At 64.5% G+C, this 26,709-nt stretch carries 29 protein-coding genes, 1 tRNA gene and 1 pseudogene; 10 read left to right on the top strand and 21 right to left on the bottom strand.

Annotated features, from left to right (window positions below; genetic code table 11):
• The coding region (locus F3H57_RS07330; RefSeq protein ID WP_149755228.1) for an integrase core domain-containing protein at window positions 1-329 on the top strand (329 nt) is incomplete at its 5' end.
• Between the two features lie 33 nt (window positions 330-362).
• Here F3H57_RS07330 and F3H57_RS07325 read toward each other — a convergent pair.
• The 6 genes from F3H57_RS07325 to F3H57_RS07300 all read right to left on the bottom strand — a co-directional run bounded on the left by F3H57_RS07325 (window position 363) and on the right by F3H57_RS07300 (window position 4,530).
• On the bottom strand, window positions 363-1,382 hold the full coding sequence (locus F3H57_RS07325) for a tyrosine-type recombinase/integrase (protein ID WP_149755227.1): 1,020 nt from the start codon (window positions 1,380-1,382) through the stop codon (window positions 363-365).
• Window positions 1,383-1,478: 96 nt separating this feature from the next.
• On the bottom strand, window positions 1,479-1,847 hold the full coding sequence (locus F3H57_RS07320; RefSeq protein WP_149755226.1) for a MerR family transcriptional regulator: 369 nt from the start codon (window positions 1,845-1,847) through the stop codon (window positions 1,479-1,481).
• Window positions 1,847-2,056 (bottom strand): helix-turn-helix domain-containing protein, encoded by a 210-nt coding sequence (locus F3H57_RS07315; RefSeq protein WP_149755225.1) that lies wholly within the window; start codon window positions 2,054-2,056, stop codon window positions 1,847-1,849. The genes F3H57_RS07320 and F3H57_RS07315 overlap by 1 nt, the downstream gene beginning before the upstream one ends.
• A gap of 87 nt (window positions 2,057-2,143) precedes the next feature.
• Entirely contained in the window at window positions 2,144-2,956 is an 813-nt protein-coding gene (locus F3H57_RS07310; RefSeq protein WP_149755224.1) for a hypothetical protein, read from the bottom strand.
• A gap of 175 nt (window positions 2,957-3,131) precedes the next feature.
• Complete coding sequence (locus tag F3H57_RS07305) at window positions 3,132-4,292, bottom strand: tyrosine-type recombinase/integrase (RefSeq protein WP_149755223.1); 1,161 nt, start codon at window positions 4,290-4,292, stop codon at window positions 3,132-3,134.
• A 148-nt stretch (window positions 4,293-4,440) separates the two neighbouring features.
• Window positions 4,441-4,530: transfer RNA gene (locus F3H57_RS07300), tRNA-Ser, on the bottom strand.
• 941 nt (window positions 4,531-5,471) lie between these two features.
• Between F3H57_RS07300 and F3H57_RS07295 the strand changes: the two genes are divergently transcribed.
• Entirely contained in the window at window positions 5,472-7,301 is a 1,830-nt protein-coding gene (locus tag F3H57_RS07295) for a site-specific integrase (protein ID WP_149755222.1), read from the top strand.
• Complete coding sequence (locus F3H57_RS07290; RefSeq protein ID WP_149755221.1) at window positions 7,291-8,961, top strand: hypothetical protein; 1,671 nt, start codon at window positions 7,291-7,293, stop codon at window positions 8,959-8,961. Before F3H57_RS07295 ends, F3H57_RS07290 begins: the two co-directional genes overlap by 11 nt.
• Window positions 8,962-9,147: 186 nt before the next feature.
• Here the strand turns inward: F3H57_RS07290 and F3H57_RS07285 are convergent, their stop codons facing one another.
• A complete protein-coding gene (locus F3H57_RS07285; protein WP_149755220.1) occupies window positions 9,148-10,104 on the bottom strand; it encodes an IS5 family transposase in 957 nt (318 codons plus the stop codon).
• Window positions 10,105-10,266: 162 nt separating this feature from the next.
• On the opposite strand from F3H57_RS07285, the gene F3H57_RS07280 reads away from it, so the two are divergent.
• Window positions 10,267-10,644: a hypothetical protein gene (locus tag F3H57_RS07280; protein ID WP_149755219.1), complete on the top strand. Its 378-nt coding sequence runs from the start codon at window positions 10,267-10,269 to the stop codon at window positions 10,642-10,644.
• Here F3H57_RS07280 and F3H57_RS07275 read toward each other — a convergent pair.
• Complete coding sequence (locus F3H57_RS07275) at window positions 10,628-11,176, bottom strand: VIT1/CCC1 transporter family protein (RefSeq protein ID WP_149755218.1); 549 nt, start codon at window positions 11,174-11,176, stop codon at window positions 10,628-10,630. The two genes, F3H57_RS07280 and F3H57_RS07275, sit on opposite strands and share 17 nt — an antisense overlap.
• Window positions 11,177-11,375: 199 nt before the next feature.
• On the opposite strand from F3H57_RS07275, the gene F3H57_RS07270 reads away from it, so the two are divergent.
• Window positions 11,376-11,699 carry a TraR/DksA family transcriptional regulator gene (locus tag F3H57_RS07270; protein ID WP_223163002.1) on the top strand — a complete coding sequence of 108 codons (324 nt, stop codon included), beginning with the start codon at window positions 11,376-11,378 and terminating at the stop codon, window positions 11,697-11,699.
• A gap of 292 nt (window positions 11,700-11,991) precedes the next feature.
• Here F3H57_RS07270 and F3H57_RS07265 read toward each other — a convergent pair whose 3' ends face one another.
• From F3H57_RS07265 to F3H57_RS07225, 10 genes are all read right to left on the bottom strand, one after another.
• Entirely contained in the window at window positions 11,992-12,261 is a 270-nt protein-coding gene (locus F3H57_RS07265) for a c-type cytochrome (RefSeq protein ID WP_149755217.1), read from the bottom strand.
• A gap of 175 nt (window positions 12,262-12,436) precedes the next feature.
• A complete protein-coding gene (locus tag F3H57_RS07260; protein WP_149755216.1) occupies window positions 12,437-12,832 on the bottom strand; it encodes a CBS domain-containing protein in 396 nt (131 codons plus the stop codon).
• The gene (locus F3H57_RS22125; RefSeq protein WP_188129624.1) at window positions 12,829-13,005 is read right to left on the bottom strand and encodes a hypothetical protein; all 177 of its coding nucleotides are present in this window, start codon (window positions 13,003-13,005) and stop codon (window positions 12,829-12,831) included. Before F3H57_RS22125 ends, F3H57_RS07260 begins: the two co-directional genes overlap by 4 nt.
• Before the next feature lie 33 nt (window positions 13,006-13,038).
• Window positions 13,039-14,016 (bottom strand): FAD:protein FMN transferase, encoded by a 978-nt coding sequence (locus F3H57_RS07255; protein ID WP_149755215.1) that lies wholly within the window; start codon window positions 14,014-14,016, stop codon window positions 13,039-13,041.
• A gap of 2 nt (window positions 14,017-14,018) precedes the next feature.
• Window positions 14,019-15,242, bottom strand: coding sequence for an NADH:ubiquinone reductase (Na(+)-transporting) subunit F (gene nqrF, locus F3H57_RS07250; protein WP_149755214.1), 1,224 nt, complete (start codon window positions 15,240-15,242; stop codon window positions 14,019-14,021).
• Window positions 15,239-15,850, bottom strand: coding sequence for an NADH:ubiquinone reductase (Na(+)-transporting) subunit E (nqrE, locus tag F3H57_RS07245; RefSeq protein ID WP_149755213.1), 612 nt, complete (start codon window positions 15,848-15,850; stop codon window positions 15,239-15,241). The genes nqrF and nqrE overlap by 4 nt, the downstream gene beginning before the upstream one ends.
• Window positions 15,847-16,509: an NADH:ubiquinone reductase (Na(+)-transporting) subunit D gene (locus tag F3H57_RS07240; RefSeq protein ID WP_149755212.1), complete on the bottom strand. Its 663-nt coding sequence runs from the start codon at window positions 16,507-16,509 to the stop codon at window positions 15,847-15,849. The genes nqrE and F3H57_RS07240 overlap by 4 nt, the downstream gene beginning before the upstream one ends.
• Before the next feature lies 1 nt (window position 16,510).
• Window positions 16,511-17,308 (bottom strand): FMN-binding protein, encoded by a 798-nt coding sequence (locus F3H57_RS07235; RefSeq protein WP_149755211.1) that lies wholly within the window; start codon window positions 17,306-17,308, stop codon window positions 16,511-16,513.
• The gene (locus F3H57_RS07230) at window positions 17,295-18,077 is read right to left on the bottom strand and encodes an RnfABCDGE type electron transport complex subunit D (protein ID WP_149755210.1); all 783 of its coding nucleotides are present in this window, start codon (window positions 18,075-18,077) and stop codon (window positions 17,295-17,297) included. Before F3H57_RS07230 ends, F3H57_RS07235 begins: the two co-directional genes overlap by 14 nt.
• Window positions 18,074-19,264: a Na(+)-translocating NADH-quinone reductase subunit A gene (locus F3H57_RS07225; RefSeq protein ID WP_223163001.1), complete on the bottom strand. Its 1,191-nt coding sequence runs from the start codon at window positions 19,262-19,264 to the stop codon at window positions 18,074-18,076. Before F3H57_RS07225 ends, F3H57_RS07230 begins: the two co-directional genes overlap by 4 nt.
• A gap of 199 nt (window positions 19,265-19,463) precedes the next feature.
• On the opposite strand from F3H57_RS07225, the gene F3H57_RS07220 reads away from it, so the two are divergent.
• Window positions 19,464-20,663 (top strand): cytochrome c3 family protein, encoded by a 1,200-nt coding sequence (locus tag F3H57_RS07220; protein ID WP_223163000.1) that lies wholly within the window; start codon window positions 19,464-19,466, stop codon window positions 20,661-20,663.
• A gap of 33 nt (window positions 20,664-20,696) precedes the next feature.
• Window positions 20,697-21,869 carry a cation:proton antiporter gene (locus tag F3H57_RS07215; RefSeq protein WP_149755209.1) on the top strand — a complete coding sequence of 391 codons (1,173 nt, stop codon included), beginning with the start codon at window positions 20,697-20,699 and terminating at the stop codon, window positions 21,867-21,869.
• A gap of 80 nt (window positions 21,870-21,949) precedes the next feature.
• Here the strand turns inward: F3H57_RS07215 and F3H57_RS07210 are convergent, their stop codons facing one another.
• Both F3H57_RS07210 and F3H57_RS07205 read right to left on the bottom strand, forming a co-directional pair.
• Window positions 21,950-22,312, bottom strand: a complete 363-nt coding sequence (locus tag F3H57_RS07210) for a hypothetical protein (RefSeq protein WP_149755208.1) — start codon at window positions 22,310-22,312, stop codon at window positions 21,950-21,952.
• Window positions 22,313-22,367: 55 nt separating this feature from the next.
• Window positions 22,368-22,508: pseudogene (locus F3H57_RS07205) on the bottom strand (IS5/IS1182 family transposase); the annotation flags it as partial.
• A 428-nt stretch (window positions 22,509-22,936) separates the two neighbouring features.
• Between F3H57_RS07205 and F3H57_RS07200 the strand changes: the two are divergent.
• From F3H57_RS07200 to F3H57_RS07190, 3 genes are all read left to right on the top strand, one after another.
• Window positions 22,937-23,332 (top strand): hypothetical protein, encoded by a 396-nt coding sequence (locus F3H57_RS07200; RefSeq protein ID WP_149755207.1) that lies wholly within the window; start codon window positions 22,937-22,939, stop codon window positions 23,330-23,332.
• A 248-nt stretch (window positions 23,333-23,580) separates the two neighbouring features.
• Window positions 23,581-23,931, top strand: a complete 351-nt coding sequence (locus F3H57_RS07195) for a hypothetical protein (RefSeq protein WP_149755206.1) — start codon at window positions 23,581-23,583, stop codon at window positions 23,929-23,931.
• 1,169 nt (window positions 23,932-25,100) lie between these two features.
• The gene (locus F3H57_RS07190) at window positions 25,101-25,433 is read left to right on the top strand and encodes a hypothetical protein (protein ID WP_149755205.1); all 333 of its coding nucleotides are present in this window, start codon (window positions 25,101-25,103) and stop codon (window positions 25,431-25,433) included.
• 313 nt (window positions 25,434-25,746) lie between these two features.
• Here the strand turns inward: F3H57_RS07190 and F3H57_RS07185 are convergent, their stop codons facing one another.
• Window positions 25,747-26,610 carry a universal stress protein gene (locus F3H57_RS07185; RefSeq protein ID WP_149755204.1) on the bottom strand — a complete coding sequence of 288 codons (864 nt, stop codon included), beginning with the start codon at window positions 26,608-26,610 and terminating at the stop codon, window positions 25,747-25,749.
• Window positions 26,611-26,709 lie beyond the last annotated feature (99 nt).

The following is a 26,709-nucleotide window of genomic DNA, read 5'->3' as shown; positions in this document are numbered from 1 at the left end:
CCCGGTTCGGCACGCTCGGCCGCGTCGACACGGAGTTCCTCCTGCGCAGCGACAACGGGCTCGTCTTCACCAGCCGGGATTACACAAAGATGGTCCGCAGCTACGGCCTGCGCCAAGAGTTCATCACGCCGCATTGTCCGCAGCAGAACGGCATGATGGAGCGCCTGATCCGGTCGCTGAAAGAGCAGTGCGTGCATCGGCAGCGCTTCGAGAGCCTCGCCCACGCGAGCCGCACCATCGGCGACTGGATCGCTTTCTACAACACCCGCCGACCGCATCAGGCGCTCGGCATGAAGACACCCGCCGCGACGTTCGAATTAGCGGCTTAACCTGAGCAGATTCCGCTGGGTCGATACATGTTTCTAGCTTGACAAGTTTGAGATTAAGAATTTTTGGCGCTCACGGCTGACCGGCATGTAAGCGCTGACTGTCGTTGCCAAGTGCTCGTGTCCGAGGTTCTGGGACCACGCCTTGCGGGCTTCCATCGTGTCGCACACGCCGTCTCCGAGGAAGGCAAGCGTCTTTCGGAAGCTGTGCGGCGTGAACTCCTCCATTCCTCCATTGCGAAAGGCAGTCTTGATGACGTCGCGGATGGTCTGCGCGTTCGCGTAGGGCTCGCGGGAGAGCCCACCATTGGCAAAGCCTTGCGCCGTGCGAGCGATAGTCACCTTGGGAAAGAGTGCGTCGGCGGGGCCGTGGAGGCGTTTCTCGCGCAGTTCGCGCACCCAATCCTCGAAGCACTCGCGGTACATCTGATCGACCGGGAAGAACCACGTCTCGAAGCTCTTGCCGCCCTTGGTCCGCACCTCGCGCCCGTCCTGGATGATCTTCCCCTCTGCCAGATCGACGTGGCGCAGCCGCAGCGAGGCCAGCGCCCCGTCGCGCGCGCCGGTCAGCATCAGGGCCGCGAAGATGGCTCGGTCGCGCCTTTCGGTCTCGGTGTCCGATGGCATCTGCCGGAAGGCATGGGCGCATTGCTCCAGCGACGGGTACGGTATGGGGCGTTGGGCGTGCGCTGCGCGTGCGTCCTTGGCGGTGTTGTTGAAGTATTCCACATCGGCGAAGGACACGCGCGACTTGTAGCCCGGCTGCGAGGCGAGCCACTTGAAGAACGCCTTCACTTGGCGCAGCCGCGCATCGCGGGTGGTGAGGCTTAGGGGTTTGCCGGTGCGGTGATGGCGGCACTTGTCGAGATGGGTTTTGTAGCGCCGCGCCCAGTCGCGGTGGAACGCTTTGAACGGCTTGCAGCCGAGCGCCATCTCGAAGTCGCGCAGGAAGGCGGCGACCTGGTCGAGCGTGCTCTCGTCCTTGCCGTCCGCCTCCTTCATCCAGCCGAGGTAGCGGCGCTTGATCCGTTCGTTTTCCGCATGGAATTGGGCCATGTGTCGGGCTCCTGTCCGAAGTGATGGTTTGAGGCGGGGGCCGGAGGTTCGTTTAGTGTTGTCGCATGCGCCTTGTGGCGGTGCCCGCCCCGGAGGTCAGGTCCGGGACAGGAAGCGGCGGCAGAGCGCCTCGCAGCGCTCGCAAAAGCCGGTCAGCACGGGCCGTCCGTCCGCCGTTTCGGTCCGCTCGGTCAGGCCGAAGGCCGCACGGCGCGGCTCCTTGCAGGTGAGGCAGAAGAACTCGCCGTCTTGCAGCGGACGGCTACGGCTGACCTGGCGCGCGCCGAGCCACCCTTTCACCTGCCAGCCGAGAACGAGGTAGGGACGGCGTTCGGTGAGAGCGGGAAGCCCCTGCCTGATCCACTGGCGGACCGTCTGCGGCGTGACCCCGAGCGCCTCCGCGCATTCCTCGATTTCGTAATTGCGGTTCGCCTTGATCCGGGCGGGCGAGACCCTGCGCGGCACTAGCCTGCCTCCCGCCCCGGATCGACGCGGTTCGCCTCCGCCCACGCATTGAGGTCGGCCCCGCGATAGAGGATCTTGCGCCCGAGGCGGTAATAGGCCGGGCCGATCCCCTTGTGGCGCCATTGCGCCAGCTTGGCGCGGTCGCCGATGATCTCCAGCTCTGGATCGCCGAGAACGTAGGCCCGGCTCGGATCGAAGAGTTGCGACATCTTGAGGCTCCTTGATTGCTGCTCGGAGCCACCCGATCACGTCGCGTTTCGTTCGAAAAAATGCAGCTTTGCCTGTGGGGTAAGCCCTTAACGCTCGCCCCTTCTCCGCCGGATAGTCTCTGCCATAAGGTTCCTGCTGCTGACGGATGACGCGCCCGCACCAGCGATACCCAGGATCGACCCAAGGGCGTTCTGCGGGGCCTGGAGGTCGGATTCGTCAAGCTGCTCAATCGCCCACTCGGCATAAGTCCGAACGCCGCTCTTGATGCCCGCCATCTTGAAGACGTCGCGCAGAGCGCGCGAGAATGTCGTGGAAGGATCGCCCGTTTCCCCCGAGGTTCCGTATGTCGGGCGCTGTCCCGTCTCGCGCGCGTACAACTTCGCCAGACGCAATGCGACTGCGCGCGCATGATAGTCAGGGGCCCTATGGGGCAGACTCCAAAATCTGGCCTCCTGATCCTCCAACTCCTTCATACGCAACCTCAAAGCCGTCGAGAGGTCCATGAATACCCAAAGCGTCGCGTAGAACTGGCCGTACTCGGCAAGATTTCCCCGAAGCATGCCGAGCACACCTTCCGAGGGAGTAGAGGCGACGGCCGACCGCAGCTTGGCCCCCATGACTGGATAAATGCGCTCTTGCAGCGCAGTTTCTTGCTCATCCTCGACATCGAAAACCAGGGTATCGAGCAATCCCTCGACATGCTGCAGGCTCGTTTCAACGATCGTTTTCTCGCGCAAGAACTCGGCCTTGTTGTCGTGCTGATTGGGCTTCGAAAGGTCGAGCGGTCCGTGTGAATCCAGAAGTCCACGCGGCACACGCGGGCTGGTCTTGCCGAACGTTTCCAGCATGCGATCCACGATCCGGTGCAGTTGCTCGGTTTCGTCGGTCTGTTCGGGCACGGGGGGCTGATTTGCTTGCATGAAGGTACACTCGCGCGACCCTTTTTGCAGCGCAAGGGGATGTTCTTGGTTTGTCTGAATCGGCCTTGGTTGCAGGAAGGTCGTAGACCCGGGACCTTACCGCATTAACTTTCTTGCGCTCTAGGCAAGGAAATCACGGTGCCTTCGCCTCCGGTCACGTACTGCGCCCAGCGCTCCATGAGGTTTCGCCGCTTCTCCAGCAGGTCGGACCGCGCATAGGCCCGCCCACGGCCGATCCGATTCGGTGCGAAAGGCTCATTTCCGCGATCTCGCGCGGTGCGTTCGCCACCTCGGACGCCCAGTCGCGGAAGGTCGAGCGGAAGCCGTGAACCGTGACGCCCTCCACGTTCATCCTGCGCAGGAGCATCAGCATCGCCATGTTGGAGAGCGGCCGGTGCCGCTTCTGACCCTCGAAGACGTATTCGGATTGCATCTCGCGCAGCGGTTCGATGATCGCCAGCATCTCGTCTGTTAGCGGAACGCGGTGGGCCTCTCCGCCCTTCATGCGCTCGGGCGGGCAGGTCCAGAGCCGCGCCTCGGTGTCGATCTCCTCCCAGCGCATGCCCAGCACTTCGGAGGTGCGCGCGCCCGTCAGGCAGGTGAGCATCAGCGCCTTTGCTGCCATTGCCGAGCGCCCGGCGAGGCCCGCGTATAACTCGGGCACGTCGCGCCAGTCCATCGCGGTATGGTGCTTGGGCCGCGCCTTCACCTTCGGCAGAACGCCACCGTCACGGATCGCCGTGACCGGGTTTTCGCCCTCGCGGAAGCCCTTGGAGCGCGCCACGTCCAGAACCGTCTTGATCCGCTGCGAGACCCGCCGTGCGGTCTCGTGCTTCTCGGTCCAGATCGGCGACAGCACAGCCAGCACCTCGGGCTGGCCGATGGCGTCCACCGGCAAGCGCCCGATCTTCGGGAAGGCGTAGGTTTCAAGCGTGGTGATGAACTGCGCGCCGTGCTTGGCATTCTTCCAACTCGGCAGGCGGTCGATATGCACCTGGCGCGCGACCTCCTCGAAGCTCGGGATGTCCTTTGCGCCGTGGTACTTCGGATGCAGCCCGGCCCGCGCAAGACGGCGGTATTCCAGAGCCCGCGCCCTCGCTTCGTGTATCGTCACGAGGTCAGCGCCCCCGAGCCCGAAATCTGTCCGCAGCGGCTTGCCCGCTCGGTTCTTTTGCCCCTTGATCGTCGCCCGCACCACCCAGCGCCGCGCGCCGGAAGGATCAACCACGAGATACAGCCCGTTGCCGTCCGCATGCCGCCCCGGCCCGAGCGACCGAACCAGCACCTTCGTCAACTTTCCTGAGATGTGAGCCATCGGCGTACCTCGTTTCATACCACGCAACGGGCATGATTGAAGGTAATCGAAGAAAGCCGAAGCGCAAGATGCTTGGCGTCGATGGCCCTATTCCGCTGGCGAAATCGCCACCAGCGGAGCTTCGGAGAAATCCGGAAATGAGGTAGGGTGGCGGAGACGAAGGGATTCGAACCCTCGAGACGGTTTCCCGCCTACTCCCTTAGCAGGGGAGCGCCTTCGACCACTCGGCCACGTCTCCGTCGACGCGTATAGCCAAGCAAACATAGGGATTACAAGGCGATTCTGCCCTTCTTCTGAAAAACCTTACCACACCCGAAAACCGGCTCAAGTGGCACTGAGAGGCACTGAGGAGCACCGAGTTTGGGCAAGATCTGGTCAATTTCCCCTACAGCAAAAGCGCCCTCGGACGCGTCAAGCGTTTTGTGAGGCCGCGCAGGCCGAACGCGCCCTTGAATCTGCCAAGATCGTTTCCGGCCGGGTCTGCACGATCCGATCTCCTTCCCAGAAGGAGGTTGGGGCATGAAGACCAACAGCAAGGACCCGGGTTCGGCGAGCGCCGAAGAGCTCGCTATGTATTGGAGAGTGCCCTCCGCCAGGGCTGCCCGTGAGCTCGCGCGGAAAATCGGCGTCCGCAACGTCGGCGGCCGATACGCGTGGTCTTCCATTTGGGCAGCCGAGGGGCTCGCGCCGCCTCCACGATCGCGCTGGGACGAACTGAAGCTGCCACACTGCACGGCGGACGACGTCGCAGGCATCTTGGGGGAGTCGCCGCGCTCTGCGAGGCGACGGGGTTTGGCAAAGCCAGATGCGAGCTTTCCCGACCCTATCCCGCTACGGAAAAAGCCAATGCTCTGGCGAAGGGCACCGTTGCGCGCCTGGCAGGCAGGATTGCCTGTGCCTCACTACAAGCGCGCCTCGACGACGGCAATGATCTCGCCTGAAGTCTCGAAGCCCCGGCGTCGGAAGCCCGTGTGCAACTCATTCGATCCGTGGGCTGCAACGCGATCTGCGGCCACCGGGAACGATTAAATGACACCCCCGACGAAGAACGGAAAAGATGACAACCACCCGGCAAGATTGTTGCGGCTTTTCTTGCAGGCTGCCTGTCAATTTCCGCTTCGTCACAACCAAGAACGGCCAATCTGAACGATGAACGGCCAAATCAAGGAAATGACACCTATGACTTTCGATCCCTTTGAAGATAGTTTCCGAGGCCTTGGCGGCGAAGCAGCCGGAGCAAAGACTTTTTACGATGTGCTCGAGTGGCTCGAACGCGACGAATGCCCTCTCGGGGAAACGGCTCGGCGAACCTATGCGCAAGCCGTCCGGAAGGCGGCAAGGCTGATCGGTCGGGCGCCGGACCGAATTCCGGCTTGCACGGCGCAGTTTCAGAGCATGTTTCCAAACAGGGACTATGCTCGTTCCTGGGGCAAGACCTTCTGCGCTGCCAAGCGCTGGAAGCGCAACGTCTCGGCGGCGATCAATGGCGCGACCGGCATCATCGCGGCTCAGAAGGAGCGCAGGGCGCGGCGCGACGATTGGGCCAGGCTTCTGGCTGTGCTTCAGCAAATCGCAGAGAAGGACCGTCCCTCTCCGTTTGAGATTCATCCGAAGCAGCTCATCTGTGTCCAAAGCTGCGCGGATACCGCCAGAAAGCTGGATGTTCGCGTAACTGACATCGACCATGACCTCGCTTTGTGCCTTTACCGCGCGGCCCCCACGAAAGCGGCAAAGGACGCTGTTGTAGAAGCGCTCTGCCTCATCGACCAGTCCCGCGCGATGACAGATCGGCGCGTAGAAAGCATCCTGCCAGCACAGCCCATCGACTTCGTTCGGCCAGAACGCGTCGAGCAAGTCGCGATTCCGGCCCCCTTGATGCAAGAGTTGGAAACCTGGGTTGACCTGGCCTCAAGGGGGCGTTGGTCCATAACAGACAACGCCTTTATGGGCGGCGTTTCTCCCACGCCCTATCTCAATGCTGCCAAGAAAATCCTCACGACGGCAGAACGCGCCGACAGCTTGAAGCTCGCTGAGTTGTTCACAATCGCGTCTGCGTTCGACGAGCGCGTCTTGGTTGCCGTCGTTCAATTTCTGCGGGACCTGTACAAGAATAACGGAGCCGGCGCCATCACGCCTCGAACCGCTCGAGGCTATTTCGAATGCCTTATTCCGCTTCTGGAGCGCAACGGTGAAGACACGTCTTCCGTCAGGATGATTTTGAAGACGGATTCATGGCTGAAGGCCGGTCGCCGCAGTCGGACCGAGATGTCCCCGCACGTCCGCTCGTTCTGTCGGAATGTCGTAACCGACATGAACGCGCGAATCCGGTTCCTGTCTCTCCACATCCAGCTCAGGAAAAAGGCGATCCTGCACCTCGAAGCTGCCCAGATGACGACGGGCCGTGAAGCCGAGCGGCACCTCGAGAGGGCGCGTCGGTTCGGGACTTGTGCGGCGTTCGCGGCCCTGGAAACCGACGCGATCCCGGCGCGTGTTTCGAGCGTATTGATGACGACCTTCCGCGGCAGCGCCGCCTGGCTTTGCCTCGGACATCGCAAGGCGGACGATGGGCGCATCACGATCCCGCCTGCGTTCGTGAAGAACCGAAAGCCGATCTTTGCGACGATATCGGCAACAAGCCGGTTGCGCGGCCTGGAAACGCTTCGCTGGTATGAAAAGGTCATCCGGCCGCTCTTTGGCGACCATCAGGACAACGTTCATTTCTTTCCGGCAGTCCAGAAACAGGGGCGGCCTCTGCCCTACGCAACGTTCAAGTCGTGGTGGTCCGACTGTGCAGCCGAATGTGGGTTTCCCGGCCTGAACCCGCACATGTTCCGTCACGGTCAAGCCTCGATCCTCGTGGCTGAAAACCCCGGAAACTGGTCTCTCGTCGCTGCGCGTCTCGGTGACACGGAAGCGGTCTGCCGGGACATTTACGCCTGGATCGATCACGAAAAGCTGGTGCTCGCAGGCCAGCAGGAACTGACGAAGGAGTTTCCCAGTGCAGCATGACCCGATATCGTCTTGCGATCTCCTCAGGATCGAACCGGAGGACCGACCGCGTGGCAAGCACACCCTTCGGATCCAGCGCTTTCAGTGCTGGTTGAAGGGTTGCGACGTCCCGCATGTTGATCGCTTTGTCTTCCTGGATTTCGCCGCGGATGTTGCGACCCGCGGCGTCCTGGCCGACCTTCAAAAATCTCTTCTCCGCGTGTTGCCAGATCGTGGATTTTTGCGAGGGGAATTGCACGCGGCCGTGGTCGACCACAGGCGACGCGTCGATGGCGTCCGAATGAGGAGCGAGATCCTGCAAGCCGAGTGGTGGCTGCCGTTCCTGCCGCAGAGCAGGATGGACAGGCTGCACATCCATGAGGTCAGCCGCCTTGATGAGTGGCTGAAGTATCTCCATGATCGCGATGTCCTTTATCCCAGATCGCAGGACTACATCGAGTTCGCTGGAAAGTGGGCTTCGGAAGTCCCGCTAACCGCACTCAAGGCGACGTTCCACAAGCTGGAGGTCCCGCAAATTCCGTGGGTGGCGGAAGAACTCGACCTGGCGATTTCGGCCTTACGGGCAAGACGGTTCGGGTCCGGGAGAAAAGTGCGTTCCAGTTGGCCGCTCGAGAAGTCGGTGAGCAGTTCCGCCTTGCCGACGGAGTGGCAAAAAATTCTCGCTGGTGTGGAAGCCGGCGGCGGCGAAGGCACACCGCTCTCGCCGGGTTTTCTCCCTACTGTAGAGACTGCGCTCCGGACGCTATGTTTCTGTTGCCAGGACCTCGAGCTGCCGTGCGAGATCAACAGAGGAACGGCCTTAGCGCTTGTGAACGAGCTCAAGGGACGCGGAACGACAAACGCGACGATCGAGATCAATATTTCCGCCCTCAGACGGTTTGCGCAGGTGCTTGGCCTCGATCGAGGGATCATGGCAGACCTGCGCAACGTAGAGCAGGATTTTTTCCGCAAGAAGCAGGCAGATATCCCGAAAAAGTTTGCCAGACTGGACGAGCTGGGCTCGGTAGAGAGTGTGCTCGGGCGCGCCATTGACTTGCTCGCAGCCTCTCGAAACGAACGATCCCTCGAACTCCGCGTGGCGAAGCTGAACGCGGCCGCCACGATGGCGCTTTTCTCGCTGATCCCGCTGCGTGTCAAAGATACCAATCTGCTTTGGGGGGTTCATGTGACCCATACTGGGCAGCGGTATCGGCTCGACGTGCGCACAAGTAAGTGTGGCACGGAATTCCACGGGGAAATTTGTGACTTTGTCACGCCATTTCTCGACGCCCTGCTGTTGCGTGGATGCGATGTAGAATTTCTCGGCCTAAAGCGAAAGGAGGCGCTTCAGTCGAGACAGGCTCTATTTGCTCATGCGAATGGCAGGCACATGTCGAACCGACGAGTGGCGAACCTCTGGCAACGTCACATCGAGTGCGGCCCGCACATTGCCCGAAGCGTTGTCCACACGGAACTCGGAAGGATGGGGAGAGAAGGTGTGGAGATGGCGCTTTCCCTGTGTGCACAGCGGGACCCGAGAACCGCAAAATTCTATCAAGGGAAAGCCATGCACGACACATTGCTTCTCGAAACAAACGGCCTTCTACTTTCTGGCTTCTCGGATGATATGATCGAGGAGCACTTCCCCTTCATCGAAACCGATTTGGACGCGCTATTCTAAATGGAAAGTTCCCTGCGTAGATGGCAGCGCCCGATTGCCTTAGGGAACGTCTGAACTACGGCTTCGGCTTCGCCGACATCCGGCCATCCGGGCTGTGAAACCCGTGCGCGTGCCCGAGGCACACTTGATTTCGCCGGATTTGGCACGGTTGAGGCCCCGAAACGGGCGCTTCGGATAGACTCCGCCTCATGCCATCAGCTTCCGTCGCACGAGGAACAGGTTGCCGAGGGCGAACAGCGTGAAGAGTTGCGCGCGGTTCTTCGCGAGGCCTCGGTAGCGGGTCTTCAGATACCCGAACTGCCGTTTGAGCACGCGGAATGGATGCTCGACCCGCGCCCCCACCATCGCGATAATCCGATTGATGTCCTCGTCGATGGGATCCAGCGCAGCACCCTTCGGCGCCTTCCGCATGACGCCCCAGAACTTGCCAGGACCGGAGAAATGGGCCTCGCGCGCAGCGCTGACATAGCCCTTGTCCGCCCACACCGACGTCTCCTCGCCATGGAGGAGCTCATCCCAGACCTGGCTGTCATGCACCTTCGCCGTGGTGGTCTCGACGCTATGCACGATGCCACTCTCGGCATCGACGCCAACGTGCGCTTTCATCCCGAAGAACCAGTCGTTCCCCTTCTTCGTTGACGACATCTCCGGATCGCGCGCCTTGGCTTCATTCTTGGTCGAGGACGGCGCGTCGATGATCGTCGCATCTACCAGCGTGCCCGAGCGCAGCGTGATGCCCTGATCGGCCAGATGCTTGTTCACTTCGACGAACAACCGCTCCGTCAGCGCGTGCTTCTCCAGCAGGTGTCTGAAGTTCAGGATCGTCGTCTCATCAGGGACACGATCATCACCGAGTTCGATGCCTGCGAACCGGCGCATGGACTCGCTGTCGTAGAGCATCTCCTCGGCCATGGGATCGCTCAGCGCATACCATTGCTGAAGGAAATACACCCGCAGCATCGTCTCCAGTGGCATCGGCGGCCGACCGCCCTTCGGCCCGACCTTTGGATAATGAGGCTCGATCAGCGCCAGCAGACGCATCCAAGGCACCACCGCGTCCATCTCCGCGAGAAACTTCTCACGCCGGGTCTGCTTCTTCTTCATCGCGTGGCGCAGACCGGGAAAGGCAGGTTGCTTGGACATCGGCGGGCATCCTTCTTCGTCTCGCCCATTCTATCTCAACCCGGCCAAAGCGCGAGGTTCTTCAGAGTCTCCTTAGGCCCAACGCTGGCCACTACTGCATTGCTTCAGAACTTGCCGACGACAGCCGATGACATTCGGGGAGACCCGGCATAGCCAGGCCAGATGAGTATCAGCGACTGGCCCAACACCGAGAACGAAGCGGTTGTCGCCTCCTATTTCACGATGCTCAGCGATGAGTTGTTGGGCTGCAAGTATAATAAGGCGGCACGAAACCGGGTATTGCAAGACCAGCCCGGGCGCAGGCGCGGGTCAACGGGCTGGTGCTTGTGGGGACCCTATGTTCCGGCGCCGCGTCGGGATGAAGCACCGGGAAGTGGCATATCAGCTGTCGAGCAGAGCGATTCCGCGCGCTTTCAACCAGGCGTGCATGGTATCAATTTCCTGTTGCTGCTCAGCGATGATGTGGTGGTGGATTCCCGCCCTCGACGGCAACTGAAACCCATTGGCCCGAACAGCGCGCCGTTCAGAGGCTGCCTGTGAACGCCGCGCCCAGCATGCCGATGCCGTAGGCCGCGCCCGCCGCCAGGGTGCCCAGAATCAGCATCTCAGCGCCCGACATCAACCAGTTTCGGCCGGTGAAGATGGCACGCCCCGCCCCCACGAGGAACAGGGTCGTCAGGGCGAGGCCCGTGGCGAGTAGGAACCGGTCGATCCCGACCCCAGGAAGTAGATACGCCAACAACGGAACCAGCCCGAAGATCACGAAACCGAGGAAGGTTGCGGCGCCGTAGCGACCGGCGCGGGTGATCGAGGGAAGAGCGCCCTCTCCGACGCGGGATCGTCTTGACAGGATGTTGCTTGCGCCCATCGACAGCCCGTCTGCGACGAGATTGGCAAAGCCCAGGATCAGGATCACTCGAACCGAAAGATCCGCGCCCTCGACGCTGGATACCACCGCAAGGGTCGTGATGATTCCGTCGTTCGCCCCGAGGATCAAGTCGGGCAGGTATTTCCCCACTGTCTCGCGCAAGCCTGCCGTGCGCGGAACGCGCTCCGGTGATCTGTCCTTCATTGGCGGTCTTCCGGTTCCGATTTTTCGTGCTGCGGGTGTGGCCGGCAGGCATCGGCACAGGCTTATCCGAAGACGATCCGGACCGACAACGTGCCAAACACGACGGATGCTGACATTTCACCGAGGTATTGATCTGGCTCATTCGGGATCGTTAAGCCTTCCACTAATCTTCGTGCTGCAAAGCATGGAAGGAGATCCAATGATGGGCGAACATGACTGGAGCCGACAGCAGAGCGAGCTGAGACAACGGCGTGAGGAACTGACGGGGCGGCTTGCGAGGATCGAGAGGGAGCTTGATCGACCGGGTAGCCACGACGATGACGACAGGGCTATCGAACGCGAAGGCGACGAAGTGCTGGAGGATCTCGGCTTGGCCGGGCAGCGGGAACTGGTCGCGATCGAGGCGGCGCTGACCAGGATCGATGACGGCAGCTATGGGCTCTGCGCCGTTTGTGGTGCGGCCATCGCTCCGGCCCGGCTGCAGTCTGTGCCGACCGCCGCTGTCTGCCGGGATTGCGCCTGACTGTCGCCCGGCCCGACGGGCGCCGATGATCCGCGTGCGAGTTCGAAATCTGATCCCGGCAGCACCGTTTGATGTCGAGCCGGTCGAGAAGTAGACAGCACGTGTCGGATGAGTTCCGGCAGAGCGGAGACGAAAACATGTCCATCAAAACTATTGGCCTTGGCCTCATGTCGGCAGCGGAAGCGGAGTGGCTGGTTCCGCTGGCCTGCGATCTGGCGCGCGGCTTCGGAGCCCATCTGACAGGCGCGCATCCGGTCGAGACGATTACGCCTTATTCCGCGCTCGGCGCGCCTTACCTGACCGGGACGAGGTCGTGCGTCATCCTTTCGCCGAACTCGGGCATGATGCGGGCAAGGTGACCGTCGGAATACGGCCCCCCGTAGATGAAGCTCAGCGCCTGGGCCGCCGGAAAGGTGCCGCCGTTACGCGGGCTCAGCGTGGTCAGGTCAGGCGGCGCTTCGGACACGAGGTTCGCCAGTGGACCGTCGCCACGTCCGCCCGGGCCATGGCAGGACACGCAGTTCTCCGCGAAGAACGCTGCGCCGTCCGTGCGGTCCGGCATCGCGGGATCCGTGCAGGCCAGGAGCGCCAGAAGCAAGCCACCTGGGAGGGCTCCTCTCAATACGGTTGTTCGCATTTCTTCTCCCGGTTTTGTCATCCCCTCCATCATCGCCCGACGTTCTGCGCGGACCATGATGCAGATCAAGGGCGATGGCACGGTTCGCAGGTCTGCGCGACTATCCTCGCCTGACCAGCAGGGACAGCACCCGCGCACGGTCCAGCAGCCCCACGAGAGTATCGTCTTCTACCACCGGAAGGACGCGGTGCGGATGCTCCAGAAACATCTCGGCGGCGCGCATGAGGTCGTCGCCCGCTTCTACCGTGACCGCACCCCTCGTCATGTGATCCGCGACCGTGCCTTTCCATTCCTGATAGTAGCTCGCATGCAGTGCGGGGCGGAAGCAGTCCTTCTGCGTGAGGATGCCGATCAGGGCGCTGTCGTCGGACAGCACCGGCGCGGCGGGGAGTTCCCTTTCGACCAGCAGCGCGACGGCCCGGCGGATCGGGGTGTCGGGCGTGACCGTGACGATGTCGCCCTGCATAAATGCCCGGACGAAGAGGTCGGTGGTCATGGCGCGCTGTCCCCCTCGGTGTCATGCTGGCGCGGGCAACCGGCGCAGGCTCCGCCCGCCTCGCAGGCGGCGCCGCCGCAGGAGCCGCGGATCGGCCCGCGCCCGAAGGCGAGGCCAAGCGCCAGCCCGCCGACGGCCAGCAGGACGATCGGGATCGCGATCAGCAGTTCCATGTCCGATCCTTTCGCTTTCGCAGAAGGGCGGTGTCACAGCAGCGCATGATCCGCCCCGCCTGTCGTCTCCTGCCTGAGGCCGTTGTCATCGAACAAGAATACTGCGCGCAGGCCCCGGCGGCGCGCCAATGCCGGGCCCTCCGCGTCGCCGGCGGCGAAGAGGGCGGTCGCCCAGGCGTCGGCCTCCATCGCCGACCGGGCCAGCACGGTGACGGACAGCAGCCGCCCCTGGACCGGCTCTCCGGTAGTGGGGTCGATGATGTGGCCGTAGGTCCGACCGTCCAGCGCGTAGCTCTGCGCGCGCAGACCCGAGGTGGCGACGGCGCCCGCCTCGAAGGTGAGTGCGGCGGCAAGGCCTGTGCGGGCCGGGCGAGGGTCCTCGATCGCCACCTGCCAGGGTCGGCCGGACGGGTGATGGCCGACTGCCGCCAGCTCTCCGCCGAGATCCAGCAACAGGTCGGCGTGGCCCGCCGCCTGCGCGAGGTCGGCGAGGCGGTCCAGCGCCCATCCCTTGGCGATGCCGCAGGGGTCGAAGGTCAGGTCGGACCACGCCTTCGTCAGCCGGCCGCCAGAAAGTGCGAGCCCGCGCCAGCCGGTCGCTCCGCCCCCGGTTATTGGGCCGAACCCCCAGTGGGACACCGCCGGACCGAACGTCGGGTCGAAGCAGCCGCCGCTCTCCTCTGCCACGCGCAACGCTGCCGCCGTGACCGTCGCTGTGTCGTCAGAGATCGCGTGCCCTCCCGCATGGCTCGAGTTGAAGCGGCCGACCTCGCTGTCGGATCGCCAAGGCGACATGCGCCGGTCGATCCCCGCGAGAAGTTGGTCGACCGGTCTTCGGAGCGCCTCGAGCCCTGACCCGGCCGGCCCGGTGACCCGCCAAGTGGTGCCGAAGGCCGCCCCGTGGATCGTTTCGAGGCCCGCAGACGCGAAGGCCGCGCCTGGTGCCAGCAATGCCGCAGCGCCCATACCCATAGCGCGACGTCGGCTGAAGGTCGTGGCGTGATCAGGCATGTTCAGACTCCGAAATCGTCGTTGAAGATGGACCGTGGCTCCACGCCCATCCGGTCCAGCGTGGCCAGCACGGCCGAGATCATCACCGGGGGGCCGCAGAGGTAGTACTCGCAATCCTCCGGTGCGGGATGTCCCTGCATCTCGGCCCTCAGCGTCTCGTGGATGAACCCGGTGCGTCCGGTCCAGCGGTCGCCCGGCGCCGGGTCGGACAGGGCAGGGGTCCAGGTGAAATTCGGGTGCGCGGTGGCGATGGCCTCGAATTCCTCGACGTAGAACAGATCGGCGGCGGAGCGAGCGCCGTAGAAATAGCGCATCCGCCGCCCGGCCCCCTTGCCGATCTGCTCGTGGATCATCGCGCGGAGCGGCGCCATGCCCACCCCGCCGCCGACAAAGACCATCTCGCGTTCCGTCGGCTGGACGTGGAAGTCGCCGAAGGGGCCCGATGCCTCCACCGTGTTCCCCGCGCGCAACGAGAAAAGCCAGGACGAGACGATGCCCGGCGGCACCTCCTCCTCCCGCCCTGCGGGAGGCACGGCAAGGCGGATGTTGAAGACCGCCACGCCCGTGTCGCCGGGGCGGCTGGCGATGGAATAGGCTCGCGTCACCGGCGCGTCGGAGGCGACGGAGAGGCGCGTCCAGCCGGCGATGCGCCAGGCCTCGTGGAACGGCGGGCCGGGGTCGATGTCGGAGAAGCTCAGTTGGTAGGCGGGTGCGGTGAGCTGCATGAATTCTCCCGCGCGGAAATCGAAGGGCTGGCCCTCGGGCAGATCCAGCACGATTTCGCGGATCAGCGGTGCGAGCATCCGGGTGGAGGCGACGCGGCAGGTCAAGCCGCCGCCCGCCGTCAGTATCTCCTGCGGAACCTCGACCGCGCAATCGCCGCGCAGGCTGGTCTGGCAGGCCAACCGCACATGCGCCCGTCGTTCGCGCGCCGAGAGGACGCCGCGCTCCGTCGCCTGCGCCTCTCCCGCGCCCTCGCCGGTGACGGTTACGCGGCACAGCCCGCAGGTGCCCGACCCGCCGCAGGCCGCCGGAACACCTATGCCGCCGCCGTGCAGGACGGACAGAAGCTTGTCGCCCCGCGCGGCCTTCAGGTGCGTCGCCTCGTTCACGGTCACGTCCAACGCACCCTGTGGGATCAGCCGCCGCCGCGCCGCCAGCAGGCCGATGGCCAGCACGAGGACCAGCAGGATGACGGTAAGAGTGCCGACGACGATCTCGGTCATTCCGCGACCATCAGTGCGAAGGAGGCGAAGCCGAGCGACAGGAGCCCGGTGAAGACGAAGGTGATGCCGAGCCCGCGCAGACCCGCCGGCAGGTCGGCGTAAGCCAGCCGGTTGCGCACCGCGCTCAGCATCACCACGGCGACGGCGAAGCCCGTCCCTGCGCCGAGGCCGAAGACGGCGGACTCGGCCAGGGTGTATTGCCGTTCCACCATGAACAGGCTGCCCGCAAGAATGGCACATTGCACGGTGAGCAGCGGAAGGAACACGCCGAAGGCACCGTGGATCGCGGGGAAGAAGCGATCGGTCAGCATCTCGATCAACTGCACCGTCGCGGCGATGACCCCGATGAAGGCGATGAGCGAAAGGTAGGAAAGATCCACCTCCGGCAGCCCCGCCCAGGCCCAGGCCCCCGGGGCGAGCAGCGTGTCGTAGACGATCCTGTTGAGCGGCACGGTCACACCCAGAACGAGGATCATCGCCACCCCCAGCCCTATAGCCGTCTCGGGCCGGCGCGAGAGGGCAAGGAAGGTGCACAGGCCCAGAAAGAAGCTGAGCGGCATGTTCTCGACGAATGTCGCGCGCAGGAAGAGGGGCCAGAGCTCGGTCATTCCGCAGGCTCCGCTTTCGGCGGCATGTGCTCCGGCACCTCCGCTTGTTCGGGCCGGATCGACCGGATCGCCCAGACCAGCCCGCCCAGCAGGAAGAAGGCGCTCGGCGCCAGCAGCATCAAGCTGAGGGGCGTGAACCATCCGCCCGTCTCGGCCAGCGGCAGGACCTGACGGCCCAGCAGCTGCCCCTGCCCGAAGAGCTCGCGCAGGCCGCCGATGACGACGAGAATCAGGGAATAGCCCAGTCCGTTGCCGAAGGCGTCGGTCATGGCCGGCAGCGGCGCGTTGTGGCGGGCGAAGGACTCCGTCCGGCCCAGGACGAGGCAGTTGGTGGTGATGAGTGCGACGAAGATCGACAGGGTGCGGCTGATCTCGGCGAACCAGGCCTGCAGCACCTGATCGATCACGATCACCAGCGAGGCGATGATCACGATCTGAACGATCAGCCGGATCGAGTCCGGGATGTGGCGCCGGATCGTGCTGATGATCCCTGCCGCGAGCGTGACCACCACGGTGAGCGAGACGCACATGGTGATCGCCGTTGCCAGCGAGGTCGTCACCGCCAGCGCCGAGCAGATCCCGAGTATCTGAAGCGTCACCGGGTTCTGGCGGAGCAGCGGATCGGTCAGGATGTGCAAGAGCGGCGTGCGCGTGGTCATCTCAGAACTCCTCCCGCCGGATCGCCGCCATCAGCGGGCCGTAGCCCTCGGGTCCCAGCCAGAAGCGGATCATCTGCGTGATCGCGTTGCTGGTGCGGGTGGCACCCGTGATCCCGTCCACCTCGTAAACGCTGGAGGCCTCGCCACGCGCGACGGAAAAGCGAAGGTTGCCGTCCGGGCCGCGCGTCTCAGTCCCGGGGAAATTGTCCAGCCAAGCCGGCTCCTCGATACGGGCGCCGAGGCCGGGGGTTTCGGAGTGCCGGGTCACGGCCATCCCGGCGATGGTGTTCATGTCGCCGCGCAGGGCCAGCACCGCGTCGATCCGGCCGTTGTAGCCTGCGCCGCTGATCGGCAGCAGGACAAGCGAGATATCCTCGCCCTCCCGCAGCAGGTAGATCTGGGCATAGTCCGGTCGCCGTCCCAGCCCCGCAAGATCCTCGCCCCGGTCGAGCGCAGTCCAGTTCGACGGTTCCGACAGCGCCTCGTCCAGCGTCGCGGGCGTGACCTCCTCGGCGGCGGAGCCGTCCTCCAGGTCGATCACCACGGTGGAGAGCGTGCCGCCGGATTGCTCCAGGATCGGCGCCATGCCCGGGATGCCGCGCACCAGCGACTCGATCCGCGCCTGCGCCTCGGCGGCGCGGTTGGCGGTCTGGATCGGGCGCAGGAGCACCGTCGCGCCGCTGACCAGCAGGGCGCAGATGGCCGAGACCGCGAAAGCGATGAAGAGCGTCTTCGCGCGGCTCTCGTTCGGAAGCGCCAGCAACCGGCGCCACGGATTCAGGGGATCAAGTCCTGCCATGCCGTCCCTTCCGTCGTGCGAGCCAGAGCGCAATCGCCGCCTCGTCCAGCACCGGCGCTGCGAGCGAGGCCAGCAGCGCCGCCGAGACCGCCGCCTGAAGCGGCGCCGCGCCCTGCCATTCCAAGGTGAACATGACCACCAGCGCCGCGTAAAGCGCCCCGTTCAGCCACCGGCCAAGCGCGGTCGAGGCGCTGGCGACCGGGTCGGCGACCAGCAGAACAAGCACGATGCCCGCAGCGGGCAGCACCCGGTCCAGATCCGCGCCGAGCGCCATGGCCAGAAGCGTCACCAGCCCCGCACCGGTAAGAAGCCGTGCCGACATCACCCCCGTCACCGCGCCGATCGCCGCCGCCGGGATCGCCCCCCAGGCGACCGGCAGCACGAAATCCGGCCAGGGGGCGGTGGGAAAGCCGAAGCCGAGGAAGGCGAGAGTCACCGTCGCGGGGTTCACCACGTTGCGGCCCCAGCCACCGAACACCAGTTCTCCCATCACCGTGCCGAAGCTGATGCCCAGGATCAAGCGGATCAGGCCGAGGTCTTCCGGCGCCAGCATGGCCACGGCAAGCGCGGTGATCGCGCCGGCGAACGACGGGGGCTGCGCCCGCGCGAGCATGAAGATCATGTGCCACAGCCCCGAAACCACCAGTGCCAGCACCAGCTGCAGCGCCGCCTGGGTCCCGCCGAACCACAGCCAGGTCAAGGCCAGCGGCATCAGAGCCAACAGAAGGAACAGCGCCACCGTCTCACGGTCCCAGAGTCCGCGCATCATGCCGCATACTCCGTTTCGATCCGGTCCAGCATCCGGCGCAGCAGGGTGGACAGGCGTGGAGCGCCGCCGATCACGTAGTCGGTAAGCGCAAGGTCGTCTTCCAGCAGGGACAGCACGCCCAGCTTCATCGCCGTCTCATCGTCGCCCGAGGCCAGCGCGCGGATCATCGCGGCCGCCGGGAAGGCGCCGCCGACGGATTGCTCGAGCGCTGCCGTCGGGATCACCGGGACCTGCGTCGAAGATCGTGTCAACGCCGATTGGAACCAATGCCGCGAGGCCGCGCGCGCCTGCGGGTTGACCGTCACCTGCCGCTCGCGTGGCCCCAGCCAGCGCGCCTCCCGCCCGTCGAGGGGCGAGCCTGCCATCAGCACGTGCGGGCCCGGCCGGACATGGCCATGGCTGAGTCCGCGCATGTCGGCGCCGGGCTGGCACCGCAGCAACAGCGTCTCGTTCATCGCCGCCCCGGCGACCGAGACGAGCCGCGTCTCTGGCAGAAGTCCGGTGACAAGTAGCGCGCCCAGATCCGCTGCGTCTTCGGCGTGGACTTCCCAGACCGGCGCATCGATCCCGGCCGGGCAGAGGTCATGGATCCGCAGGCCGGCGAGGCCCTGCGGATGGCGCGGGCCGGTGGTCACGATCATCACGCGGCCATCGGCGAGGCCGTTCTCCACCAGAGAGGGCCCTGCCTGCTGGCAGAGAAGAACCGGCCCATCCGTCAGCCCAGCCAGCGCGGAGAGGCCCCGCGCAAGATCCTCTTCCCGCCCGCGCAGCGCCATGCGCGGGTCCGGCGCCATCGGCCGGGTGTCGGCCGCCATCGCGACGATCGCGGCGGGGCGCTCGTCGGACGGCGGAAGTCGTCCGAAGGGCCGCCGCTGCAGGCGAGGCCACAGGCCCGCGCTCTGCATGAGGCGCCGCACCCCCGCCTCCGTCGCCGCGCTGCCGCCTACATCGTGCCGGTGCCTGTCTCCCCCGGCTTCGCGGAAGAGCACGATCTCGGCCAGACGCCTGCCGGGCCGCAGAACGACCCGCGCCACCCGGCCGGCCATCGGTGCCACCAGCGCAATGTCCGGATGTTCCCGAAGGCGGGCCACTGGCGCACCCTGCGCCACCAGTGTGTCCTCGGGCGTAACATCGTCGACGCGCAAATCGCCTTCGGGCCGGCAGAACACGGCCGCCTCCTCAGTCATCCGGCGGACCGGCTCGCCACCCCCGCGGGGCTGCGCGCCAGTCGCCACGTGAAGGCCCGTTCCAAGCCGGCCGCCCAGCATTTCCCCTCCCATCGCGTTCCGTCTCCCGCGCCAAATCAGCATTTGCCGAACTGGTATGCCGCGGTTAGGCTACATTTCATCGCGCGACTCCAAAAGAAGCAAACCGGATTCCGACGTCATGCGAAACGTATTTCCGATATTCATCATTCTGTTGTTCCTTGTCGCACCGTTCCTTCCGTCTGGGGGAACGGGTCGCGGCGCAGCGCAGGAGGCGAACGTCACGACACCCGGGGCAGCGCCGGCGGCTGGGAACGAAGACACGATCCGGCCCTACGTCATCCCCGAGGGCGGACCCTTCCATCCCGAACAGATCGCCATCGAGAACAGCCGAGCTATCGCCGATTGGCACCGGTCTGGGCACGCGAACGCGGCGTCGGCCTCCTTCAGCCACTGGGACGAGGAGGGCGCGATCCCGCCGAACTGCTCAGTCTGCCACGCCGGCGCCGGCTTCCGCGCCTTTCATGGCCTCGACGGCAGCGAGCCCGGCCTCCCGGCAGAGCCCGTACCGATCGGCGGCGTGGTGGATTGTCAAACCTGCCACGATCCCGGCCTATCCCGTATCGAGCAGATTAGTTTGCCGAGTGGCGTCTCTCACCCGGTCCAGGGCGTCGAGGCGGCCTGTCTGACCTGCCATCAGGGCCGCGCTTCCGGCCAGGCGATCGAAGCGGCCATCGGCGACGCGCCCGAGGATCGTCCGAACCCGGATCTCCGTTTTATCAATCCGCATTACGCCACTGCCGCGGCGACCTGGCTGGGCGGCTACGGTGGGGCGGGCTACCATTATGCAGGCCGCGACTATTCCGGGCGCTTCTTCCACGCTCGTCCGATCGGCACCTGCGCCTCATGCCACGAACCGCATTCGCTGGAGGTCGCGACCGAGACCTGCCTGACCTGCCACCAGAGCGGCGATCCTGAAGAGATCCGCATCTCCCGCCACAGCTACGACGGCAGTGGAGACACCTCTGTCGGAATCCATTCCGACATTCAGTCGAATGCCCGCCTTTTGATGAAGATGATGAAAGACTATTCCGGCGCGATCGCGGGCACACCGCTGGTCTACGACGGCCACAGCTACCCCTACTTCTTCGCCGATGCGAATGGCGACGGGGTGGCAGACACGGCGGACGGCCGAGCGCAGGCCTACGCCAGCTGGACCCCGCGTCTCCTCCGCGCGGCCTACAACTGGAAGCTCGTCACAGCGGATCCCGGCGCCTACGTTCACAACCCGCCCTATGCGCTGGAACTGCTGCACGACTCCATCGCCGACCTGGCCGGGCCGCTGGAGGTCGACATGGACAGCCTCGGACTGCTGCGCTGAGGGTCCGGTCGATGGCAGACGTGGCGGTCGCGCATGACGCATGACCACCTTCTCATCACGCTCGGCGGGCTCTTCCTCGCCGGGCTGCTGGCGGATCAGGCGGGGCGGCTGACCCGCCTGCCGCGGGTGACGATGCTCCTGCTCATCGGGATCACCGTCGGTCAGTCCGGCTTCGGTCTGGTCCCCGATGCCGCGATCGCTTGGTTCGACCTCATCTCGGTCGTTGCGCTGACCATGGTGGCGTTCCTGCTGGGCGGCGAGCTGACGCGGGAGACCCTCAGACGTCACGGGCGGGCGATCCTGACCATCTCGATCTCGGTGGTCGTCGGCACGCTGATCATCGTGGCGGCGGGATTGACACTTGCGGGTCTGGATCTGCGCCTCGCGCTAATCCTCGGGGCCATCGCCACCGCCACCGCCCCGGCGGCCATTGCCGACGTGATCCGCCAGTCGGGTATCCGGAACGGGTTCACCGAGACCCTGAGCGGAATTGTTGCCATCGACGATGTGTGGGGGCTCATCGTGTTCAGCGTGGCGCTCGCGCTCGCCAGCCAGGGCGAGGGCTGGGCGGGACTCGCGGCTGGCACCGCCCACGATCTCGGCGGTGCGGCGCTGCTTGGCACCGCGATCGGGATGCCCGCCGCCGTCCTGACGGGCCGGCTGTCCCCCGGCGAGCCGCTCCAGGCCGAGGCACTCGGTATCGTCTGCCTCACCGCCGGCCTCGCGCTCTGGCTGGAAGTCTCGTTCCTGTTGGCCGGCATCACGGCCGGTGCCATCGTCGCCAACCTCGCGCGTCACCACGACCATGCGTTCCACGAGATCGAGCACATCGAGTGGCCCTTCATGCTGCTGTTCTTCCTGCTCGCGGGCGCGTCGCTGGAGATCGGCATGCTGCGCGACATTGGCTGGATCGGCGCGCTCTATGTCGGGCTTCGAACCATCGCGCGGATCTTCAGTGCCGCCATCGGCGCACGGATCGGCAGTGTTCCGGCGAGTCAACGGAATGCCTACGGCCCCGCGCTCCTGCCGCAGGCCGGAGTCGCGGTCGGCATGGCGCTTGTCGCCGCAGAGGCCCTGCCGTACTGGGGCTCGATGATCATGGGTCTGACAATAGGAGCCACAATCCTCTTCGAGATCGTCGGCCCGGCCGTGGCGCTACGAGCGATCCAGGAAGCCTCCTCTGCCGAGGGATCGGCACGGCTCTGATGATGTGACGCCCACCGATCTTGACACTTCGTCGGCCAGAGCGCCCCATTGTCCCGGATGCCGGTGATCCCGTTGAGCCGTTACAGCGGGAATGCGGTGTCGGGCTCGTCCGGTAAAAAAGTACTAATGTGGCTGTCCCACAGGCCGGGGATCAGGAACCGGCCACCCACGTCGAAAACGGTGGTCTCCGCCGCCTCGACCGTGGCACCGATTTCGACGCTCACGCCGTCCTGGATCAGGACGGATCGTTCCGGCGTGAGCGTTACGGTTTCGACATCGACATGCGTCACGTCGGTCAAGAGCTTGGCCTCGGCCGCGGCGGATGTTCCCGCCGCTATGCCGAGTATCATGGCGAACGCTTTCAGTCCGGTGTTCGTCATCGTTGTGGTGCTCTGCGTGATTGACGACTTCAGCCGCGAGTGCTCGGCCACGGTCGTGGACACCTCTCTGTCCGGACATAGCCAGGGAACTCGGCAACATCGCCCGGATGCACGGCTACCTGCCTCGCTTGCCCGTGGGCGGCGGCACCCAGACCATGTCGGGATCGAACCAGATCGTCAGGGAGCCACGCTGCTTCAGCGCTTCGTTGTAGGCCGGCCAGTTCTTGGTCTTGTAGCTCGGCGGCGCAGGTCTGCTCATGCAGGCCAGCTACCACGCTCGATTCATGAGATGAACCCCTGACTCGGCTATTGCGCAACAATGCCGTTGTCCTTGAACACCCCGTGCACGTAGGTGTCATCCCCGTGTTAATCGGGGCGACATCTTACACCCGGATTCAGACGCTCTCATTGCTGCGCGCGACCGCGAAGTCGCCGCGGGAAAGGAGCAGACTTTTTCATTTTTTACCCGGAAAAATTACTTCGCCTCCAGAGAATCCGGCCAATCTCGCTTGTGACAGACGAAACAAGCGAGGTGTCCCGCAGCATTGACCATCCAACATCTGACCGCTCGCTGATTTCGGCGCCCTCCAGCCGCGGCGCGAGGCACTGCGACGGACAGCGCAAAGGACCTCCCCTCCTTCCTGACCCGGGACGAAGCCCGGACGAAACAAACACAAGGAGGTCTCCATGTTTCATTCGAGAGTAACCACCGGCAAGGAAGCCCGCCCGATGTCGGCCGGCGAGCTGGCACTGAGGGAATTTCTCTCTCATCACGACGAGGCGCTCGGCAATGCAGCCGTGCTGCTCGCAGACCGGCGCGGCGCGCGGCTCCTCAACGCGATCCGCGACGGCCTGGAACAGCCTGGGTCGATCACCCACCGTCTCCGGCGCCTGCTTCTCCAGCTGCGCGCGATCCTCTTCCTCGACGAAGCCGATGAAGACGAGTGGGGGAGTGAAGGATGCTTCGACCTGCTCGAGCCCGAGGACCCGATCGTGCCCGAGCTCTGCCTGCTCGCTGACGGTCTCGATGATGTGCTGCGCGGCGCGGGGATCACTCCAAGCGAAGACAGCCGGATCCTCTGATGCTCGCCCCCGGCTGTCACGCGTCCAGCGCGGCGGCCGGCGTGACGCAGCCGCTCAACAAGGAAAATCGGCCAGTCTACCACTTTTTCCTTCGTGCTCCCGGAGAATGGCCAATGTCCTTGTCATCAGCACAAGCCACCGACCGAAAGGACTCAGCCCCACCCATCTCTCCCCCGCGATGCACGGACCATGACGCCGATGAATCAGGCACCACCAGTACCGTTTTCATGCATGAAAGGGAGAAAATCATGCTCAACTCCACCATCCTCAACGCCAGCCAGGCCCGCTTCGACGCGGTGGCGGCGACAGAGAAACACCTGCGCCGCCACGGCGCGGGCCTCTGCGACCTCCTGGATGCACTCGACGACCGAGGGGGGTTCGACGCTCTCTGCGATCTGCATAGCGCGGTCTCCGAGCGGTTCCCGGATGCCGATGCCGTCGAGCAGGCGCTCCGCGACATCTTTCGCATTCTGTCGGAACAAGCACCCTCCGTGCTCGACCGCATCAGTCATGAACGCAGCCTGCCGGCATCCGACATGACACGATGGCACGGCGCGCGCGTCAGCGAGCTGCTCGCGAGGTTCCGCCATGCCGGGTAAGCCCACGCCGCGATGTGCCCTGCAGATCACCAGACAGCGCCGTCTGAGTGTATATCCGGAGGAATTCGGTCTCGAACAAGACATCTGCGATGTCACGCTCTGGCTCGTCCAGAAGTACCGCTTACCGTCGGCCCTCGTCTGGGTCGACCGGCACTACGTCCAATGCGGCCGTGAGATCGCAGGCATCACGGTGATAACGTCCCCGAGACCTACTGATCCCCCAAGCCCGGCGACACGCGAAGCGTTCCTCGCACTCGGCTACGAGATAAAACATTCCGGCGCGGACACTTACGGCCACCAATGCTGCGACGGGAGGCATTCGAACCATGAGATCCTTCAGGCCTATGCGCGCATCGAAACAGCCTTGAGTAGCTGGCGAGAACCGTAGCGAGCGAAAACATCAGAAGTATAGGGCGGCAAATGCCGCCCTTTCATTTTCCTGGTACGTGCGCACCGTGATAGTCAGTTGCGAGGGTCCACCCTGCCGTTCGACCGGGCGCTCGATCGACCCAGTACCTCTGCTTGCCATCGTCGGGAAGGGCGGGAACCGGACCTTCTCTGCGCGTGCGAACGGAACCTTGACAGAGCGTCGAAGCGGACATTCCGTTAAGACCGCGCCGCCGAACACCGCGCGACCTGCATAAGAGGGTGGTTTCCGGCCCTTCGTCTCAAGCGCAAGATGCTCGTGGCCATCCTTCGAAACCGGACATCATCGAAACAGTGGCTTCCGGTTTGGGTTTCCGATGTGGCACATGTCCGCCCGAACTGAAACTGACCGTCACCAGCCAAGACGAGTTCGCAGGTGCAGCGACCCGCACTCTCTCGCGGCCGGCCCAGACCCGCTGACCATTCGTGCCAAGTGGACCGCAGGTTCCCGAACGCTGGCTGAATAACCCCCGGCTGAGCCGCCTTAGCCAATCTGGCTGAATAACCCCCGGCTGAGCCGCCTTAGCCAATGTAGTGCTGCAAAGCCCGGGCGGAGGCTCGGCTCACCACGATTTCTGGATTCGCGCGGCCAAAATCGTTTCCGGCAATTTATGCAAGTTGAACACGACCCCCTCGTAACCTTGGAACGGGCATCCGCGCTGCCTGCGCCTCCCGCGTGTGTCATGTCTGTCGGGTCACCGCTGGCATGGCGTCCTCCGGGCGCATTGTGGTAACGATCAAATATGAACATGACCACACCGTCACGCTGTCTTGCAATGCGCCTCCAGCGAACCGAGATGAGCGCGGACACGCTTCGGGCCACCGGCGCGCTAATGTGGCGTGGCGTTCTGCTTGGAACCGCGCTCTATCTGCTTCTCGGCGAGGATCCTGAAGCCAACCTCAAGCTCAACGGCGTTTCCTACATCGTCGCCGTCGTCTGGTTCTACTATGACGGCATGTTCGCCAGACGGGTTTGGTCGATGGCGTTCGCAGAGGCGATCTTCCTGCATCTGCTGGGGATCCAGGTCGGCAATCTGCTCGCGCTGATCTTCGGCAATCCGCTGCTCGGGACATGACAGGCGGCGGAAAACAATTCCACGTGCCTTCCCGTTCGCTGACCCGCATCAGGACGCTGCATGAACGGTCGGTCGGCGAAGGTGGCGTATCTCGGCATGAGACGTGGTCCCTTGTGGAGGTAGACGGGGAACGTAGGGTTCTCTTCGAGGCCCATAGCTCCGAGCAAGGCGGCGCTTCGCCGCCCCACGAACAACGCCTGATGACCTTGCGGGAGGCGCTCCGCGGACCGCGGGCGGTCGCCCGTCAGATCTGGCTGGCGCTCGAGGACTGACCTGTGATCCGCCCTCGCCGTTACCAAAGCCGACGCGTGGCTCAGTCGGCGCGTTGCGGCGGAATGGCGAGGATGTCGATCTGCGCTGTCCTGAGCACCTGCTCCGTGACGCTTCCGATGAGCATCTTGGCCAGCCCGCTTCGGCCATGCGTCGACATCACGATCAGGTCCGCGTGCTCTTCACCGGCCGCCTTCAGAATTTCGTGCGGCGCTGGCGCCGCCTCGTAGCGCACGATCTGCCCCAGACCTCCCAGATCTGTCGAGGAGAGGAAGCGAGCGAGATCGCGAGAAGCGTCACGCTGTTCAACTTCGAGGTAGTGCTTCTGATCGTCCTTCGGGATCGAATGGCTGAAGACAAGACGGAGCGCAGGAGCATCAAAGATATGAAGCAGTGACGTCCGGGCATGGTCGGCAAGCCCCAGCGACTGGAACCGGAGCAACGCCTCGCGCGAGCCGTCGGACAGATCGGTCGTCTGCAGCACATGCTGATACTGCCCGGCTGGCGTAGCATTCACCATCAGGACCGGACAATCTACCGACCGGATCGTCCGCTCTGCCGTGGTGCCGACGAACACGTCCCTGAGCACCTGGCGTCGATGCGGGCCGATGACGAGAAGGTCAGGCGTCGCGTCCGCCACGGCTTGGGCGATGCCGACGAATGGGGACGCGAGGATGACCCGCGTCTCGCAGGTTACACCGTCCACGTCCCGCAGCGTGGCGGCCATCTGGCGAATCAACTTGGTGGCCTCGTCGCGCTCGGCGTCCATGATCCGGCGCGGTTGATCGTCGTCGACTACGTGGACCAGCAGCATGGTGGCTTGGAACTGGCGGGCCAGAAGGGTCGCGCGCCGCAGCGCCCGATCCGACCGCTCAGAAAAGTCCGTGGCCACCATGATATTCTTCATCGACTCTGGTCCCCAGTCATGGCCTCGCGTTTGTGAGCGATGCGGTGCGACGCATCCAGCTCTGTCTGAATCAGCTCAGCTATCCTATAATACGCTATA

Origin of the sequence: Roseivivax sediminis (assembly GCF_900112685.1) — a bacterium.
Taxonomy (GTDB): domain Bacteria; phylum Pseudomonadota; class Alphaproteobacteria; order Rhodobacterales; family Rhodobacteraceae; genus Roseivivax; species Roseivivax sediminis.
Note: the sequence above shows the minus strand (reverse complement) of the source record. Positions and strands in the feature narration are given on the sequence as shown.